General features: G+C 45.5%; 16 protein-coding genes. 2 read left to right on the top strand and 14 right to left on the bottom strand.

Annotation, left to right across the window (positions count from 1 at the left end; translation table 11 throughout):
• Positions 1 to 17: 17 nt before the first annotated feature.
• From MKX68_RS01375 to MKX68_RS01395, 5 genes are all read right to left on the bottom strand, one after another.
• Positions 18 to 1199 carry a methyl-accepting chemotaxis protein gene (locus tag MKX68_RS01375; protein WP_340908544.1) on the bottom strand — a complete coding sequence of 394 codons (1182 nt, stop codon included), beginning with the start codon at positions 1197 to 1199 and terminating at the stop codon, positions 18 to 20.
• Positions 1200 to 1351: 152 nt separating this feature from the next.
• Positions 1352 to 2080: a response regulator transcription factor gene (locus MKX68_RS01380; protein ID WP_091032528.1), complete on the bottom strand. Its 729-nt coding sequence runs from the start codon at positions 2078 to 2080 to the stop codon at positions 1352 to 1354.
• A gap of 279 nt (positions 2081 to 2359) precedes the next feature.
• On the bottom strand, positions 2360 to 4180 hold the full coding sequence (pnpS, locus tag MKX68_RS01385) for a two-component system histidine kinase PnpS (protein WP_340908547.1): 1821 nt from the start codon (positions 4178 to 4180) through the stop codon (positions 2360 to 2362).
• A 43-nt stretch (positions 4181 to 4223) separates the two neighbouring features.
• Positions 4224 to 4571 carry a cupin domain-containing protein gene (locus MKX68_RS01390; RefSeq protein WP_338593370.1) on the bottom strand — a complete coding sequence of 116 codons (348 nt, stop codon included), beginning with the start codon at positions 4569 to 4571 and terminating at the stop codon, positions 4224 to 4226.
• 252 nt (positions 4572 to 4823) lie between these two features.
• On the bottom strand, positions 4824 to 5696 hold the full coding sequence (locus MKX68_RS01395; protein ID WP_338593368.1) for an SDR family oxidoreductase: 873 nt from the start codon (positions 5694 to 5696) through the stop codon (positions 4824 to 4826).
• 389 nt (positions 5697 to 6085) lie between these two features.
• Here MKX68_RS01395 and MKX68_RS01400 point away from each other — a divergent pair, with 389 nt between their 5' ends.
• Positions 6086 to 7645 carry a histidine kinase N-terminal 7TM domain-containing diguanylate cyclase gene (locus tag MKX68_RS01400; RefSeq protein ID WP_338593365.1) on the top strand — a complete coding sequence of 520 codons (1560 nt, stop codon included), beginning with the start codon at positions 6086 to 6088 and terminating at the stop codon, positions 7643 to 7645.
• A 264-nt stretch (positions 7646 to 7909) separates the two neighbouring features.
• On the opposite strand, the gene MKX68_RS01405 is transcribed toward MKX68_RS01400, so the two are convergent.
• From MKX68_RS01405 to citZ, 4 genes are all read right to left on the bottom strand, one after another.
• Positions 7910 to 8335 (bottom strand): hypothetical protein, encoded by a 426-nt coding sequence (locus MKX68_RS01405; protein WP_017689485.1) that lies wholly within the window; start codon positions 8333 to 8335, stop codon positions 7910 to 7912.
• 135 nt (positions 8336 to 8470) lie between these two features.
• Positions 8471 to 9412 carry a malate dehydrogenase gene (gene mdh, locus MKX68_RS01410; RefSeq protein ID WP_036609827.1) on the bottom strand — a complete coding sequence of 314 codons (942 nt, stop codon included), beginning with the start codon at positions 9410 to 9412 and terminating at the stop codon, positions 8471 to 8473.
• Positions 9413 to 9427: 15 nt separating this feature from the next.
• Positions 9428 to 10720, bottom strand: coding sequence for an NADP-dependent isocitrate dehydrogenase (icd, locus tag MKX68_RS01415; protein WP_076330335.1), 1293 nt, complete (start codon positions 10718 to 10720; stop codon positions 9428 to 9430).
• A gap of 146 nt (positions 10721 to 10866) precedes the next feature.
• Complete coding sequence (citZ, locus tag MKX68_RS01420; RefSeq protein WP_017689488.1) at positions 10867 to 11979, bottom strand: citrate synthase; 1113 nt, start codon at positions 11977 to 11979, stop codon at positions 10867 to 10869.
• Between the two features lie 531 nt (positions 11980 to 12510).
• Between citZ and ytvI the strand changes: the two genes are divergently transcribed.
• Positions 12511 to 13629, top strand: coding sequence for a sporulation integral membrane protein YtvI (gene ytvI, locus MKX68_RS01425; RefSeq protein WP_340908551.1), 1119 nt, complete (start codon positions 12511 to 12513; stop codon positions 13627 to 13629).
• A gap of 102 nt (positions 13630 to 13731) precedes the next feature.
• On the opposite strand, the gene MKX68_RS01430 is transcribed toward ytvI, so the two are convergent.
• The 5 genes from MKX68_RS01430 to accD form a co-directional block, all read right to left on the bottom strand.
• The gene (locus MKX68_RS01430; RefSeq protein ID WP_036609835.1) at positions 13732 to 14130 is read right to left on the bottom strand and encodes an FxsA family protein; all 399 of its coding nucleotides are present in this window, start codon (positions 14128 to 14130) and stop codon (positions 13732 to 13734) included.
• Between the two features lie 7 nt (positions 14131 to 14137).
• On the bottom strand, positions 14138 to 14674 hold the full coding sequence (locus MKX68_RS01435) for an acyl-CoA thioesterase (RefSeq protein WP_338593352.1): 537 nt from the start codon (positions 14672 to 14674) through the stop codon (positions 14138 to 14140).
• Positions 14675 to 14775: 101 nt separating this feature from the next.
• A complete protein-coding gene (gene pyk / locus MKX68_RS01440; RefSeq protein WP_017689492.1) occupies positions 14776 to 16203 on the bottom strand; it encodes a pyruvate kinase in 1428 nt (475 codons plus the stop codon).
• 105 nt (positions 16204 to 16308) lie between these two features.
• Positions 16309 to 17340: an acetyl-CoA carboxylase carboxyltransferase subunit alpha gene (locus tag MKX68_RS01445; protein WP_315936561.1), complete on the bottom strand. Its 1032-nt coding sequence runs from the start codon at positions 17338 to 17340 to the stop codon at positions 16309 to 16311.
• Positions 17341 to 18234, bottom strand: coding sequence for an acetyl-CoA carboxylase, carboxyltransferase subunit beta (accD, locus tag MKX68_RS01450; RefSeq protein ID WP_339240998.1), 894 nt, complete (start codon positions 18232 to 18234; stop codon positions 17341 to 17343).
• Between the last annotated feature and the right edge of the window lie 271 nt (positions 18235 to 18505).

An 18505-nucleotide genomic window follows, 5' to 3' on the forward strand; every position in this document is an offset into this window, starting at 1 on the left:
TTATTGACTACTTTATATTACTCACTATTCGAAACCATCTCATCCAGCTTCGTACGAATGTGCTCTGCCACTTCTCCAGCTTTCCCGCCTTCCATGGCGATCTCCTCTGCTATACGAGACAAATCTCTCACCGCACTGTTCAGTTGTCGGAACGTTGCTCCCCCTGCGGTGACATGTACCGAACTGTCGTCAATCTCCGCTCCGCTTGCCTTAACCAGTTCAACAGTCTGAAGGGTCAATTCACCAATATTCTCTAGCAATGAAGACATGTTACCTGCAACCTCACGGGTCTGTTTCGCGAGCGCTCGAATCTCGCCTGCAACAATCTGAAAACCTCGTCCATATTCACCGGCATGAGCTGCTTCGATGGAAGCATTCAGGGCGAGGAGACCGCTTTGATCTGCCAGGGAGCGAATGGAATGTGCCATGCCTGAACCTGTTTTGATCGAATTCAGCATGTGATCCGCATGTTGTCCTTGACTCCCCATATGCAGATGTACCCGGTTATAGGAAGCATCAACGTGTTTCAAACTCTCTTCACCCTGCTTGGACAATGCCATGATCTCACGGGCCTCATGAACGGTCTGATTTGCTGCATGTACCAGCTTGGTGACTGCATCATTGATTCTTGATATCTCCTGTCTGCTCTCGGATACCGTACGAACCCGTTCTGCTGAAGAAGCCTGTTGCAATCTGCGGGAGAGGGACATCACATCACGCATCGTCAGCACACCAAGCAGTCTGCCTTGGTCCGTAACCAGCAGACAATCGTAAAAATGCTGTTCATTCCGTCCAAGTGCGATATCAATAATCGTTGAGGCTTCCATATGAATATCTGCTATAACGGGAGATGTATTCACTACTTGTATGACTGGCTTACGGTAGAATAGATCTGCGGCAAAACGGCCATTTAACATGCGATATAACGTCTCTCGCATTAACAATCCAGTAGGTTTCATCTGCTCATCACACAGTACAATACATGGGTGCTCCTGATCTTGATTCATCATCGTCGCAGCTTCTCCACAGGTCGTATGGACCCCCGCGACAGGTACCTGACGATAATAGTCTTGCAAATGGATTACTGGTTCTTCAGCAACAACCGTTACTTCACTATGCTTCATTTCGGATGTTATTAATTCTTCACTATGTAAAACAACATGAGGCTGGTCAGGTTTCACTTCGAGCAACATGGGCATAAATGCGCAATCTCCTTTACGTATTAGCTCCGTCTTGAGATAGATTATGTAGGTATAAAGTATCACCCAGATAAGTCCATGCTACTCCCTCTACGTAAGGTAAAATCCTCCTTTATGTTAAACGAACGTAAAATAAAACTCCCCGATCATTGCTAACTTGAATGATGGGGAGTTTTTCTTTTGACAACCAATTTATAACCTACACCACGAATGGAATCAATGTGAACCGATTCCGGGTCCAGCTCCAGCTTTTTACGTAATGAGCTGACGTGTACGTCCACCGTTCGTTGACCTCCAATATAATCAAAGCCCCACACAGCGTTCATCAGATCATCCCTTGTTAGTACCACACCCGGCTTTTTGGCCAAATATAGAAGTACTTCGAACTCTTTTGGACGAAGGCTGATGGATTGTCCGCCCAGTGTCACTTCATATTTCAAAGGATAGATCTCCAGCTCTCCCAGAATAATTCGTGAGCCATCTTTGTCCTCAAGCTGTGGTAAATCTTCGCCATTGGAATAACGTCTTAATACCGCATCCACTCGGGCTAATAACTCAGATACACCAAATGGTTTGGTAATATAATCATCGGCACCCGATTTCAGTCCCTGTACAACCTCGGCTTCACCGTTCTTGGCCGTCAGAATGATAACCGGTGTACTGACACCCTGTATTCTTAATTTGTTCAGAATGTCCAGACCATTCATGCCCGGAAGCATCAAATCCAGCAAAATGAGATCAAATTCCTGGGACAAGGCCCGATCATATCCTGCAGATCCATGATCCTCTGCCGTAACGTCGTAACCTTCCTGTGTCAGGTTATACGTGAGTAATCTTGATAATGTAGGTTCATCTTCAATAACTAGTAAACGCTGTGCCATGATACCCCTTCTCTCTTCATAGGTTGTCTGTTGCCACAACACTTTTTATATCATAGCACTAATTTGTTAACGCGGTGTAAAACAATACACACTTTTTACATTTTGATAGGGCGTGTCTGAAAATTCTGAAGGAAGCAGATTTTTCCGAATTTTCGTTCCAAGCCAGGAAGTTTTCCGCAGGCGTGCCGGGGCACGTCAAGGGAAAGTGACGCAGCAGGGGGCGAAAAGGCGGTAAAAGATGCACTTCAGCGAATTTTGAGACATGCCCTAACCAGACGCCTACATCTCTTCTTCCTGAATGAATGGAAGGATCACACGGAACGTTGTCCCCATGCCCAGTTCACTCTCTACAGACAATTTGCCATGATGCAATTCCACCAGATGTTTAACGATGGAAAGTCCAAGGCCTGTGCCCCCTGAATTACGGGATCTGCCTTTATCAACACGATAGAACCGTTCGAAGATTCGCGGCAAATCTTTTTTCGGTATGCCAATGCCTGTATCTGACACCGCAAAGACCACTTCTTCATCGTTATCCATCGTCACCTGTAACTTCACTCGTCCACCATCCGGGGTATAGTTGATACCATTGGATAACAGATTGATGAATATCTGCTTCATCTTGTCCTCATCTGCTTCAATGTACAGTTCCTCCGGAACATGCATTTCCAGACGAATCTGCTTTTTCTCCGCCACCTTGGACAAGGTGCCCAGCACCATTTCAAAGAAAGAGTGTACATGAACAGGTGAGCATTGCAATGGTGCGCGTTTCGATTCAATTTTGGATAACTCCAGAATATCCCCGATTAATCGGTTCAGTCGATCTCCTTCATCGTAGATGATTTTCAGGAATGATCGCTCTGTCTCCTTATCCTGTACCCCGCCACTGAGCAACGTTTCGGCAAAGCCTTTGACCGCAGCAACTGGTGTCTTGAGCTCATGAGAGACATTTGCAACAAACTCACTGCGCATTGACTCCAATCGGCGAATCGCCGTCACGTCCTGCAACAGGAACAACATGCCTCGATATCCACCATCATCTTCGGACATCGGTACTCCATCAAGACGGATCAGTTTTTCCTCCGGGTTAAACACACTCACTTCTTCGTGCATCCGTTCTTTCAGTGCAACACTCTCTTCAATGGTACGAGTTAATTCGTAGTGTCTTTTCAATTCAGTATAAGGCTTACTCGTAACCTTTCCTGCCTGAATACCAAGCATACGCTCCGCTTCGCGATTGACCAGTGCAATGGATTGCCCTGCGTCGATCATGACAATTCCTCCGGTCATGTTCGCGAGGACACTCTGTAACAACGCTTCATTGTCACGAATCGTCTTCAGTTGGGACTGCAAGCTGTCTGCCATTCCGTTTATCGCAAGTCCCAGCTGTCCGATCTCATCTCTTCGCGTTACATCAACTCTCGCATCGTATTCCAGCTTGGTGATCCGATGGGCCACTTTTGTAATATGCTCAATCGGGGAGGTTAATCCGCGTGCAACCCGATAACTGACAAACGCGACAATTAAGAACAATAGCCCAAGTGCAGCAAACATAATCATCCAACCACGCTGAAGACCCTGATCAACCGCATGCAGACTCATGGAAAGGCGAATGTAGCCATCAAATTTGCCGCTAGGTATCTCAATCATGTCACTTTGATCCGAATTCACAGGTAGTGCTACATACAGCATGTCCTGTCCCAATGTTTCACTGTAACGTATGGATTGCCCGTATCCATCTCCGACGGCACCCTTAATCTCCTCACGGTTCAAGTGATTATCCATCGATGCCGGATCACTCTCGGAATCTCCAATGACCATGCCGTCTTTATTGATGAAGGTTACCCGGGAATCCGTCAGACGATCCAGTTCGAGCGCCCGATCGGAATAATACTTTCGTGTGGCTTCCGAAGTTGGATCACTTGCATCATGGAATGGAAAAGTTGCTTTGAGCAAATTAATCTCGCGCACCATGGTTTGCTCCAATGCGGATATATGCGTAGTCTTAAACACTCTGCCCATCGTATATCCAGCCACAATGACGGATACGCCGATCAGCACCATCATAATGATGGCAAGGCGAATTCGGAACGGTCTCATCTATCTCTTCCTTTATGATCAGATTAATATTTAATGAATTGCTCTACTTTGAATCCAGTTCAATTCGGTCCCCACGGGTACCCGGATTGGAAATCACAAGAAACTCCACTTCTTCGTCGCTCCGATTCATCATCTGATGCGGCATTCCGGGTGCAATCTCTATTCCTTCATGAGTTTCCAGCACAAACGTCTCTCCATTAAGTTCCATACATGCTTCACCGCTGAGGATGAAAAAAAACTGACGGCTTACCGAATGAACATGTCGTATTTCAGCCGTTCCTGCGGGCATTCGCTCATGAATAATGCTGAGTGTTTCATTTTGAACGAGATGCCAACCGTCGCACTGTGCACCCCATATATAATGTGCTGCATTCTGTTTGCTCATTTTCATATGACTTGTCCCTCCGAGTATAATTGCTCGATCTATCATATCACAGATTAGGGAGTTTCCAGTCAGACATGGCTATTAATAAATTATCATAATTGTATCAACAGAGATGCCGACTTTTGTAAACAGGTGCTAACCGCATCTTTGACATACATATTCACCTGATATAAAAAAGACGCACCGCTCAGCCATGCTGAAAGCGATACGTCTCTCTATATAATCAATCTTATCCTGAATCTAAACGTTCTTAACGTATTATCCGTTCACCACTTCGCCACCATTCACATGCATCACCTGTCCGCTCACATACGAAGAGTCATCCGAAGCAAGGTATACGTAAGCGGGAGCCAGTTCATCCGGTTGTCCTGGCCGCTTCATTGGCTGCGTTGCGCCGAACTCACTTACTTTTTTCTCATCAAATGTGGATGGAATGAGTGGTGTCCAGATCGGCCCTGGTGCAACGGCATTAACACGAATTCCCTTCTCAATCACATTCATCGATAGCGAACGAGTGAACGAAGTGATTGCTCCTTTGGTAGATGAATAGTCAAGCAGGGTCGGGCTTCCGCGATAGGCTGTGATGGAGGTTGTATTAATAATCGTACTGCCCTTCTTCAGATGTGGCAGGGCTGCCTGCGTCACATAGAACATACCAAAGATGTTGGTGCGGAATGTACGCTCCAGCTGTTCTGGCGTAATATCCTCCAGATTCTGCTGTGGATGCTGTTCTGCTGCGTTATTCACGACAATGTCCAGTTTGCTCAGTTCATCTACTGTCTGCTGAACCGATTTCTTCGCAAAGGCATCATCACCAATGTCACCTGCAATCAAGATGCACTTGCGTCCTTCTTGTTCGACCTGACGCTTCGTTTCCTTGGCATCTTCGTGCTCACTCAGGTATACAATCGCGACATCCGCGCCTTCCTTGGCATACGTAACAGCAACAGCACGTCCAATTCCGCTGTCACCCCCTGTAATAAGCGCCACCTTACCCGTCAGTTTACCTGCTGCCTTGTATTCAGGCTTCTCAAATTCCGGTCTGGGATGCATCTCCGATTCAATACCGGGGCGTTGATCCTGATGCTGTGCTGGCATTGTTTTTTGATTTTGTTGTGTATTGGTTGACATCTAACATTCTCCTCTCAAAATGTGAACATGTTTGGATTACAGAAGACATGGACTCTAACTGCAATCTTCCTTGTCTTTCGTTCTCTGAAAAAGTCTCATTCTGTAGGATGGCATGAACAGTTCAGATTATTCTTCTGCGATGAACAGCAACTTAAGCCTCAGCGCGCTGTCTCTAATCGTTATTTACCACTCTCTTTGGATATCAAACAATCGATTTGCTTCAATGCCTGGTTTGCCAAAATTCGAAATTTATTCGAAATTAGACTGTTTCATGATACAAAGTGTATTCCTATGCTGCTTGGGCTGATGTACAATGTACAGTATACTGATGTGCTTTAACTCTCATTTTTATTGGTTTAATCATTCTAACCTAACATGGAGACCTGACAATGGAATCGCATATTAATACATATATAACACTCGTAGCTACTTCAGCCGTGCTGAATGTCTTTTTGTGTTTATATACCTATTTCAGAAGATCCGAGATCCCCAGTTCCAAAATATTCATTCTCTACACAGCTGCACTCTCCATATACACTTTTGGTTATGCGATTGAGCTGGCCAGCAACACGCTGGAACAGATGAAGTTTTGGACCACCGTGGAGTATATAGGCATGCCCTTCTCCGCATCTCTTGGCCTCATGTTGATGATAAAGTACACAGGAAAAACGTTATCCAAAAAGGTAACTGCCTCTTTGTTTGTAATCCCTTCCATTACACTAGGTATGGTTGCAACCAATGACTTTCATCATCTATTTTATAAAAAAGTATGGCTGAGAGAAGATAGTCCCGTTCCTCTGATGGATATCGCAGTGGGTCAATGGTATGTTGTACACGGTGCATTCACCTTCTCCTGTCTGTTATGTGCCTGCCTCATTCTGATTGGACAATGGAGACACACCAAGAAGATGTATCGTCGTCAATTACTTACTCTCATTACTTCACAGATTATTCCTATGGTCGCAGCTTTTCTGTATTTGCTTGGTTTGACTCCCGGCGGGATGGACCCCGTACCCGTACTCATGTGTATCACATCTGCCATGTATATCTGGGCGATTCTATCCTCACGTCTACTGACCATCGTCCCCATCGCCAAAGACAGTATTTTTGAGAGCATGCGTGAAGGTGTTATTGTACTGGATAGTTTCAATCGACTGGTCGATTACAACAGATCTCTACGTGACATGTTGCCAGAGCTTAATACAACCATGATTGGCCAACCCTTGGATGATATCTGGCTTAATCTTGCTGGAAAGACGTTTCCCGTTGAATACGGAAGAGAAGGATTGCAAACCGATCTGTACTGGCAGTTAAATAGAGAGACCGTCTGTTATCAGGTCAGGACATCTTACGTGTATAACAAGGATGCACAGACTGTGGGCAGTCTAATTATGTTAATCGATATTACGGAACAACGCTTCTTGCAAGAACAGCTGAAACAACTGGCTTATTTCGATGGTCTGACCAAAATCTATAATCGCACTCAATTTTTGCATAGAGGACGGGAGATTTTGAGTGAAGCTAAGCTTAAAACGCAACCTGTATCATTTATTTTATTTGATATTGATCACTTTAAACGCATCAACGATACCTACGGGCATGATGTTGGCGATCAGGCCATCATTCATGTGGTCTCTGTTTGTAATCGATATTTAAGCCCTGAGATGTTGTTTGCCCGTTATGGAGGAGAAGAGTTTGTCATCGCTCTTCCGAATACCTCGCTTCAAGAAGCAGAGAAACTTGCCGAACAACTTAGAGTTGCCTTGTTGAATGACCCCCTGGATGTTAAGGGAATACCTATTACGCTGACCTCAAGCTTTGGTATCGCCCAGTACAATGGAGGGTCGGATTCACTGGAGTCCTTGTTACGCGACGCTGATACTGCCTTGTACGATTCCAAGCGCAATGGTCGAAATGCAGTGCGTGCATATACTGTGAGTACAACCTAATCAGTGTAGACCGTGTCTGATGGAATATGCATGATGTTATGTATGGTAGTGCTCCCTATACTTCCAGTTCAAATAAACTGAGGACTGCTGTTTTTATCTTGGTAAAAACAAAAAATAGACAGCCAATGAGGCTGTCTATTTTTCATTTGTTTCAACGAAACACCATCTTACATATCATCCGGCTTGTCCTAATTCCGTCTGCAAACGCTTAACCAACGACTAACAATACATCTTAGTAAGGTGGGTTAACCGTCCACAACGCACTTAGATCACCTGATTATTCACCATCAGGTACACCATGATTAGCAAGAATACAGCCAGAAGTGTACTGAACATACGGATCTTGCTTTGCTCAGGACCCACATCACGTTTGTTCTTCACACCTTCTGCAGCGAGTCGCAGCGGTTTACCCATAATTCCTCCAATAGCCGCAATAGCCAAGAGCAGAACAACAACGACAGCCATCCAGACATGAGAATACTCGCCTTTGGTCATCAGGTAACCACCAGTAAGAAGTTGGATTACAAGTCCATACTGCGCAACTTTGTTCAAAGAACGAAGCGACGCAAAGGCTCCCTCTTGTGCTGCAGCATTCAAGGTACGGATTTTACCGACCACGAATGGCAGAATCAAATAGAATCCCATCGCCAGTGCTCCAACAATATGGAGCAGATACATAATCATTGTCAAAATTTTCATCCTCCTCAACATTTTCGGTGTGCTATACATCACATCCCATTATACTGGGGAACTTATCCAAAGAAAAGAAAACCTCCGGGTTTACCGGAGGTTTTCTTTTAGCTTCTGTTCAAAAAGTTTTCAAACTTACAGGTTTACTACCGAAATGACGTTGCGAACCGAATCAGCAGATTTGTCCAATCCTGCTTTTTCTTCCGCAGTCAGGTCAAGTTCGAATATTTTCTCAATGCCGTTACCACCCAAAATGGTTGGTACACCGAGGAACAGATCATTATAGCCATATTCACCTTCAAGATAAGCGATCACTGGAATGATACGTTTCTTGTCCTTCAAAATCGCTTCGGTCATCTGAACAAGTGAAGCCGCCGGTGCGTAATATGCACTGCCGTTACCAAGCAGATTCACAATCTCACCACCGCCAACACGTGTACGCTGAACGATGGATTCGATCCGGTCAGCCGGAATCAGCGTATCGATCGGAATGCCTCCCACGCTCGAATAACGAACGAGGGGCACCATATCGTCTCCGTGACCACCAAGAACGAATCCACGAACATCTTCAACAGATACGTTCAACTCTTGCGCAATGAAGGTACAATAACGTGCTGTATCCAGAACACCTGACTGACCGATAACACGGTTTTTAGGAAAACCAAGGGTCTGATAAGCAGCATAAGTCATCGCATCCACCGGGTTGCTTAGAATAATGACGATGGAATCAGGGCAATATTTTTTCACATTTTCACAAACGGACTTCACGATACCCGCATTCGTATTGACCAGATCGTCGCGACTCATACCCGGTTTACGGGCGATACCAGCCGTGATAATTACAATCTCAGAACCTGCAGTATCTTCGTAGTTGGAAGTACCGACGATATGACTGTCAAATCCTTGTACAGGACTTGCTTCCATCATATCGAGTGCTTTCCCCTTCGTCGGGTTCTCCAGTTGAGGAATATCAACCAGCACAACATCCCCGAGTTCTTTTTGGGCAAGCATTAATGCGGTCGTAGCACCGGTAAAACCGGCGCCGACTACTGTGATTTTTTTGCGCTGAATAGTCAAGATTCACATCTCCCCTTACAGGTTTTTAATGATTTGATCCGCGAATTCAGAACATTTCACTTCAGTAGCGCCGTCCATCAGACGTGCAAAGTCATACGTTACTGTTTTATTGTTAATGGATGTTTCCATACCTTTGTAGATCAGGTTAGCTGCTTCTTGCCATCCCAAGTGCTCAAGCAACATTACTCCGGACAGAATTACGGAACCAGGGTTCACGACATCTTTGTCCGCGTATTTAGGTGCAGTACCGTGAGTTGCTTCGAAGATGGCATGTCCTGTTACATAGTTGATGTTTGCTCCAGGAGCGATACCAATTCCGCCCACTTGCGCTGCAAGTGCATCGGACAGATAGTCACCGTTCAGGTTCAATGTTGCGATAACATCAAATTCGCCTGGACGAGTCAATACTTGTTGCAGAGCGATATCGGCAATCGCATCTTTTACGATGATTTTACCAGCATCTTCAGCGGCTTTTTGTGCTGCATTCGCTGCATCTGTACCTTCGTTATCTTTGATGATATCATATTGTGCCCAAGTGAATACTTTGTCAGCGAATTCTTCTTCAGCCACTTCGTATCCCCAGTTTTTGAAGGCACCTTCGGTAAATTTCATGATATTACCTTTGTGTACCAAGGTAACACTCTTACGGTTATGATCAATTGCGTATTGAATTGCTGCACGTACCAAACGTTTCGAACCTTCAGAAGATACTGGTTTGATACCAATACCGGAAGTTTCAGGGAAACGAATTTTGTTAGCACCCATCTCTTGTTGCAAGAACTGGATCACTTTTTTCACTTCTTCAGAACCTTCAGCATACTCGATTCCTGCATAGATATCTTCCGTATTCTCACGGAAAATGACCATGTCTACCAACTCAGGACGTTTAACTGGAGAAGGTACACCGTCGAAATAACGAACAGGACGCAAGCAAGTGTACAGGTCAAGCTCTTGACGCAGGGCAACGTTCAGGGAACGGATACCGCCACCGATTGGCGTAGTCAATGGTCCTTTGATCGCTACGATATACTCACGAATGGCTTCCAGTGTATCATTCGGCAACCACTCACCGTATGTATCGAATGCTTTTTGTCCAGCAAACACTTCATACCATGCGATTTTTTTGTTGCCATCATAAGCTTTTTCAACAGCTGCATCCAATACACGTTTGGAAGCTTTCCAGATATCACGGCCTGTACCGTCACCTTCGATAAATGGAATGATCGGATTACTAGGTACTTGAAGTGTACCGTTATCAATTTGGATTTTTTCGCCTTCAGTTGGGTGAGCAAATTTTTCTAATTTCATAGTTAAAATTCCTCCTAGGTTTCGTATATGCAGTATTCATCATACCACTAGTCTTGTTGAGAGAAGGGTCCTGAGAGCTTAAGCCAATAAGCCTCTGCTTTCCAACCCTTCACCTCGTCCATATTATTATACTGTTTTTGCGGCTATTAGCGAAGTTCAATAGAAACGTATTTCTGTTCTGTAGGGCCAGTGTACTCCGCACGTGGACGAATGATGCGATTGTCCGCAAGTTGTTCCAAAATATGCGCTGTCCATCCAGACACCCGGCTGATGGCAAAGATCGGAGTGAACAATTCCTGTTCAATCTCCAGTTGGGTGTATACAGAAGCAGAATAGAAGTCTACGTTAGGCTTCAGTCCTTTTTGTCCTGTTACCAGTTCCTCGATCTTCACAGACATATCATACAAACGCGTATCATTGTTCATCTCGCCAAGTTCCTTGGACATCTTCTGTAGATGTTTGGCGCGTGGATCACCGTTTTTGTACACCCGATGTCCAAAGCCCATGATCTTTTCACGATTATTCAGTTTTTCCTGAATTGCCGCTTCAAGACGATCAGGCGTACCGATCTCATTCAACATTTTCATAACGGCTTCATTAGCACCGCCATGCAGTGGTCCCTTCAGTGCGCCAATGGCGGAAGTTACACCGGAATAGATATCTGACAGCGTAGCAACCGTTACACGGGCTGCAAATGTCGACGCGTTTAACTCATGATCCGCATGCAGGACAAGAGCTTGATCCAATGCTTTCACTGCGGTCTCGGATGGTTCTTCACCAGTCATCATATATAAAAAGTTCTCTGCGATGGAAGCGCCTTCTTTTGGAGCCACAGGTTCTTTGCCCTGACGGATACGGGCGATGGCTGCCACAATCGTTGGCAACTGTGCTTGCAACTTAACCGCTTTGTTCTCATTCGCTTCCGTTGTCATCTCATCTGCTTGCTCGTCGTACAGTGCAAGTGCAGAGACAGCGGAACGAAGTGCTGCCATGGTACTGACGTTTTTCGGATACAATTGGATTTGTGCAATCAACTCGCTCGGAATCGGCGCGTAATCGCTCAGGCTTTTACGAAGGGATTTCAGTTCATCCGTTGTTGGCAATTTACCAAACCACAACAAATAGGCAACTTCTTCAAAGCTGGCATGTTCAGCCAAATCGTCGATATCGTAACCACGGTATGTGAGCACACCGTCTACAATAGAACTGATCGAAGAGGTTGTCGCAACGATGCCTTCCAGACCTTTGGTAGCTGTCATATTACATCTCTCCTTTAATAAGCGAAATCAGGAACCATTCCAGAGTGTCATATAAGTGCCAAAATGCACCTATTCTCTTTTTGTAAACATTTTCATTTTAAAATTAACAAATATTTCAAACTACGGTTTTCCTATCTGTCAATCGGTATTTACTTATAACATCATACTGGATTTTGTCGTTTATGTGAACATGATGAGAGTTCATTCGCACATCAAACTTCTTTATCGGACCGATAAAGCATTTTTGAAAGCCTTTACAAAAACAAGGTTGACATTTAATGTTTTTTAACCAATCCTGTCGTATGAAGAACTTTCTATTGCTATATTCTGTAATACTAAGGCATACTCTAGGCAAAAGAAAGAATCCCCGTAGATCTTGTTCAAAAGTCCGCTCTTGAACAAGATCTGGTAACATCCCGGCGTTTCAAAACCTTGTAAATGCTCTATATTAATTAAGATAGCCATCTATTTCTAATACTGCTTCATGGATCATACATAGGTCGGCTTAATTGAACTAAGGAGAGTTGATGCTTGGATAGAATAATAATGAAACGCCTGCTCCGTGGCTTATGGGTTATCATTGCGGCCGTTCTGATCGCCGTTTCCATATACTTGCTGTTCCCGCTTTTGTACCCTTTTGCGATTGCCTGGATTATCGCCTATGCCATGAATCCATTAGTGAAACTGCTTCAGCATCGAGCACGATTCCCCCGCTGGCTGGCTGTGACTCTTTCATTGATCCTTTATTTTGGAGCCATTGCAGTGGTGTTGTCTGCGGCGATTACCCGCATGGTAAAAGAGGTCATTTCACTGACGACAAGTTTTGATCTTCATGTTGATGAGATCAAGGACACGTTTGTGCGCTGGACCCAGAATGACACCATTCAGAGTTTGACTGCGCAGATCAATGAATTTTACAAGGAGAATCCCAACTACCAGGAAACCATCAACAGCAATATCAGTAAAACGACCGAAACGGTGGGTACAGCCGTGACCGATCTGGTCACCGGATTTTTCAACATGATTCTGAGTCTGCTGACTTCCCTGCCGAACATGGGCGCGGTATTAATCGTTGTTCTGTTGTCTACATTCTTTATTAGCAAAAGCTGGACCAGGCACAACATCACCGTATCTGGATGGGTACCCTCTTCCATTCGCAAGCCGATCTCCGACATATGGACCGACCTTAAGAAGGCACTGTTTGGATACGCAAGAGCACAATTGATCATGATCTCGATTACAGCACTATTCGTCATGATTGGACTGCTTATATTGCAAGTCAATTCAGCCTTCACCATCGCTCTGATGATTGGTTTGGTCGATCTGCTTCCTTATCTGGGTGTTGGTCTGGTCATGGTGCCTTGGGCAGCATACCTCTTTATGAACGGAGATCTGTATTTAGGGATTGGGATTAGTGTTATTTATCTTATTTTGCTGATCGCCCGTCAGATTATTGAACCGAAGGTGCTCGCAAGCAGTGTAGGGCTCGACCCACTCGCCACGCTGGTTGGCATGTTTGTGGGTTTGAAGTTGTTCGGTGTGCTGGGCTTAATTATTGGCCCTGTAAGTCTCGTGATTCTCGATGCGTTCAATCGGGCTAACGTATTACGCGACCTTAGAACGTATATCATTAACGGACGTGTCCGATGAGGCATCATCTTATGAGCACACAGGTAAAATAGAAAAAGGCTTCGTTCAACAGAAATCATCTGCTGAGCGGAGCCTTTTCCATTATGCATAACAACTGGTGTTTCATTTCGGACGGCGATAAAACGTAATTTTGCCACTTTTCATTTTTTTCTCCAGCCACCCCAGGAAGAACAGACGGTACACCGGACGTGTTAATGGAAATACCAGTGTAAACCCGATCAGATCCGTTACAAAACCTGGAATCAAAAGCAGGAAACCACCGACAAAAATAAAAAGACCATCGACCATTTTTCTTCCAGGTACCTTGCCACGCTCCATCTCGGATTTGGCATCCACAAGTACTTTTCGCCCTTCAAACTGCAACATTGCTATACCAATCAAGGACGTGAGAATCATGAGAAGCAATGTCTTTCCGGCTCCGATCCAGTCACTCATCAGAATAAAACCAAATAATTCAATCACCGGAATGATTAAGAGTAAAGCCCACATCCATTTTCGCATTGACGTATTACCCCTTTCCCGAAAGCCACACCTTTTCAAGCGCGCTGTATAACTCAGAGGCTGCCTTATCCAGCCGAACTGGTTTCCAGTCCCCATTCACCCATACATGCTGGGTAGAACCTGTAACTAGCCGTTCACCGGGGAGTGATTCATCAGTGGACCATACCCGTTCTCCAATCGCCATGTGCTCATCAGGTTCTTCAGACATGCGTCTTACGTCATACTCATAGTTCAGTCGCAGACCACTAAATGCAGCAATACGGGTGAAAATGATAATCTCATCATCATATCGGGCAGGCTTGTGATACTTCACATCCAGTCCGGTTACGGGAAGCAGTAACCCCTGTTCCTCCATTTTACGATATGTATACCCCATTTGGCGAATCATCTCAGTTCGACCGATTTCAAACCAATTCAAATAGTTCGCGTGGTAGACCACGCCCATCTGGTCACTTTCTTGATAGCGTACACGAAGACGTGCCGCATACCAGCTACCGTTGATCTGTTCTCGCACGTTATCGGCCTCCTTCGCTCTAACATTCATACGTGGCACATCGCTGTAAAGTGTCAATAAGATGGAAAAAAAGCAACGGGACAATAAAGCCCCATTGCTTCTTTCCTGTTGCTTCTCCATCCAAGACGCTATTAAGCGTTGTTTGGAATTTGGCTTACTTTAATCAGGTTGGTAGAACCGGAACGACCCAAAGGTACACCTGCTGTGATCACAACCAGGTCTCCTTCTTTAACAAGTCCGGATTTTACGCCGCCTTCAATTGCATTTTCGAACAAAGCATCCGTGGAATCAACCAGTCTTCCTTTGACAGGAGTTACACCCCAAGCCAGAGCCAAACGACGGGAAGTTCTGTCTTCCGTTGTCACAGCGATGATTGGAGATTCTGGACGATACTTGGAAATCATGCGTGCAGTATGTCCTGATTCAGTCGAAGTAATGATCGCTTTTGCGTTCAAATCTTGAGCTTGAAGAGCAACCGATTGGCTGATTGCTTCTGTAACTGTTGTTTGTTGAGCAACACGTTGTTTCAGGTACAACTCTTGGTAAGGCAGAGCAGATTCTGCTTTTTCAGCAATACGGGACATGGTCAGAACAGATTCAACTGGGTATTTACCCGCAGCTGTCTCACCGGACAACATGATTGCGTCCGTACCGTCGAAGATCGCATTCGCCACGTCACTTGCTTCCGCACGTGTTGGACGCGGGTTACGCTGCATGGAATCCAGCATTTGTGTAGCTGTGATAACCGGTTTACCTGCAACGTTACATTTTTGGATCATGCGTTTTTGTACCAATGGTACTTCTTCCGCAGGAATCTCAACACCCAGGTCTCCACGAGCAACCATCAGGCCGTCAGACACTTCAAGGATTTCGTCGAGGTTATCGACACCTTGTTGGTTTTCGATTTTGGAGATGATTTGAATATGTCCAGCATTGTGTTTTTCAAGCAATTCACGAATCTCAAGTACGTCACTTGCTTTACGTACAAAAGAAGCCGCGATGAAATCGACACCTTGTTCGATACCAAATACGATATCGTTAGCGTCTTTTTCGGTGATACCCGGCAGAGAAATGGCAACGCCCGGAACGTTAACACCTTTTTTGCTTTTGATCGATCCGCCGTTAACGATACGGCATTTGATCTCGGTGCCTTGCACTTCCACCACAGTCAGTCCGATCAGACCGTCGTCGATCAGAATTGTAGATCCCGGTTCAACATCATTCGGAAGATCTGTATACGTAATGGAAAGACGTTCTTTGGTGCCCAGAATTTCTTCTGTTGTCAAAGTGATGTACTCGTCTTGAACCAATTCGATCGGTTCAACTTCGAGTTTACCTGTCCGAATTTCCGGTCCTTTGGTGTCCAGCAGGATCGCTACTGTTTTGTTCAACTCTTCGCATGCTTGGCGAATCGCAATGATCCGTCCGCCGTGCTCATCGAAATCACCGTGGGAGAAGTTCAGACGGGCCACATTCATACCGGCCATAATCAATTTTTTGGTGTTCTCCAGAGATTCACTGGATGGACCAATGGTACATACAATTTTCGTTTTGCGCATTTTGGGTTTCCTCCGATTTTAAAGGTATTACTCTTTATCTATTTTTCTTTTTCCAACTATTAAATTTACTATACTTTTGCTCATTTGTATAGGAAATTCGTCACATTATTCAGCATTTCCCGACAAATTACTCGCTACATCGACTTCTACAAGCTCTTGAGGAGCTTCAATGGATGCTTGAGGTTCAAACGTGACCGATCCAATTTTACGGAATTTCTCATAACGATCTTGCTTCAGCTGATCCCCGCTCCAACCCTTCATCTCGTCGAGATGACGTACCAAAGCTTCACTGATGAAAGCAGCAGACGCTTCATAATCTCGATGAGCACCGCCGCGTGGCTCAGGGACGATCTCTTCAATGACTTCCATCTCCAGCAGGTCTTTGGCTGTTATTTTCATCGCTTCAGCCGCCTGATCTGCCTTGGATGCATCCTTCCAGAGAATCGAAGCAGCGCCGTTCGGAGAGATTGCCGAATAGATCGCATGTTCCAGCATCAACACACGATTACCCACAGCCATAGCGAGGGCACCGCCGCTTCCACCTTCGCCGATGACCACAACAATAACAGGAACCGATAGCTTCGCCATTTCCATCAGGTTGCGAGCAATCGCTTCCGATTGACCTCTCTCTTCTGCAGTATTACCCGGATACGCCCCTTTAGTATCAATAAACGTAATAATAGGACGGCCAAATTTGTTCGCTTGTTTCATCAGACGAAGTCCTTTTCGGAAACCTTCTGGATGAGCGCTGCCGAAAAAGCGGGCGATATTATCCTTCGTGTCTTTCCCCCGCTGTTGTCCGATTACCGTTACTGTCTTTCCATTCAACTTGGCAAGTCCGCCAACAACCGCAAGATCGTCTCCGAACATGCGGTCACCATGCAGCTCAATGAAGTCTGTAAAGATCAGCTGGATCAGGTCCAGCGCTGTTGGGCGCTGCTGATGACGCGCCAGATGCATCTTCTGAGCTGCTGTTATGCCAGTGTAGATCTCTTCTTCAAGTCTATGGTAACGTTCTTCCAGGCGGGCAATCTCGTCCGTGAAGTCGATGCCTTTTTCCTGTCCAAACTGTACGAGTTCATCAATCTTTTTGCGCATCTCAACCAGAGGCGCTTCATATGGCAACTCACCCGCCATTTAGACCCCTCCTTTTTCACTATGCATATCCAAAAGCTTGCCAAGAGTGGCCCGAAGTTCTTTCCGGTGCACAACCATGTCCAACTGACCATGCTGCATATTAAATTCAGCCGTCTGGAAATCATCAGGTAACTTCTGACGGATCGTCTGTTCGATAACGATTCTGCCGGCAAAACCAAATACAGCGCCAGGTTCGGCAATATTAATATCGCCCAGACTCGCAAAACTTGCCGAGACTCCACCTGTCGTTGGGTCCGTAATGACCGAAATGTACAGCCCGCCCTGTTCATCCAAACGGGATAAAGCTGCGCTTGTTTTGGCCATTTGCATGAGGCTGAGAATACTCTCCTGCATCCGGGCACCACCTGATGTGGAGAAAATAATCATTGGCAAGCGCTTCTCTGTTGCATGCTCAATGGCACGGGTAATTTTCTCCCCTACAACAGAACCCATGCTGCCTGTGAAGAAATCAAAGCTCATGACAGCCACAACTACAGGCAGGCCCTCAATGGTTCCTTCCCCTGTAATTACCGCTTCCTTAAGGCCCGATTTCAGACGTTGTTGCTCCAATTTGTTGCTATATCCAGGAAAGCCAAGTGGATCAACCGATATCATATCAGCGTCAAACTCAACAAATCCTTGATCATCAAGTACCATAGCAATGCGTTCCATAGCGTTAAGACGCATATGGTAACCGCAGGCAGGACATACTTTCAGATTTTTCTCCAATTCCTTGCTATATTGAATGGTGCCGCATTTGCTGCACTTGTTCATAAGCCCTTCAGGTATTTCACGTTTTGGGCGTTCTAGGACTTCCTGGCCTTCGCCGGGAAGTGCACGCTCGGAAGGTATGGTAGCGTACTTCCGTTTCTTCTGGAATATATCTTTGAACACAACTACACCTCTCCAGCCGTTGATTTGATGGCCGCAACCTGCAGAGCGCTGCTTGTGGCAGCTTCATCCGCGTGCTACGGTAAACCGCTTACGACCCACACGCTGCCATGGGCCTTGTCCAGCATTCACAACAAAAAAATCCGCCGGTACAGGGCAAGGATCAGCGGCTTCTGTCAGCACGATTGATGTTACCTGCAAAACCGAAAGATTGTTGCGCCGATGTTTGAATCTATCTTGGTAGGGTCTCCGGGAGCAACCAGATCGGTCCTTG

It is taken from the genome of Paenibacillus sp. FSL M8-0212, assembly GCF_038004645.1.
Classification (GTDB): domain Bacteria; phylum Bacillota; class Bacilli; order Paenibacillales; family Paenibacillaceae; genus Paenibacillus.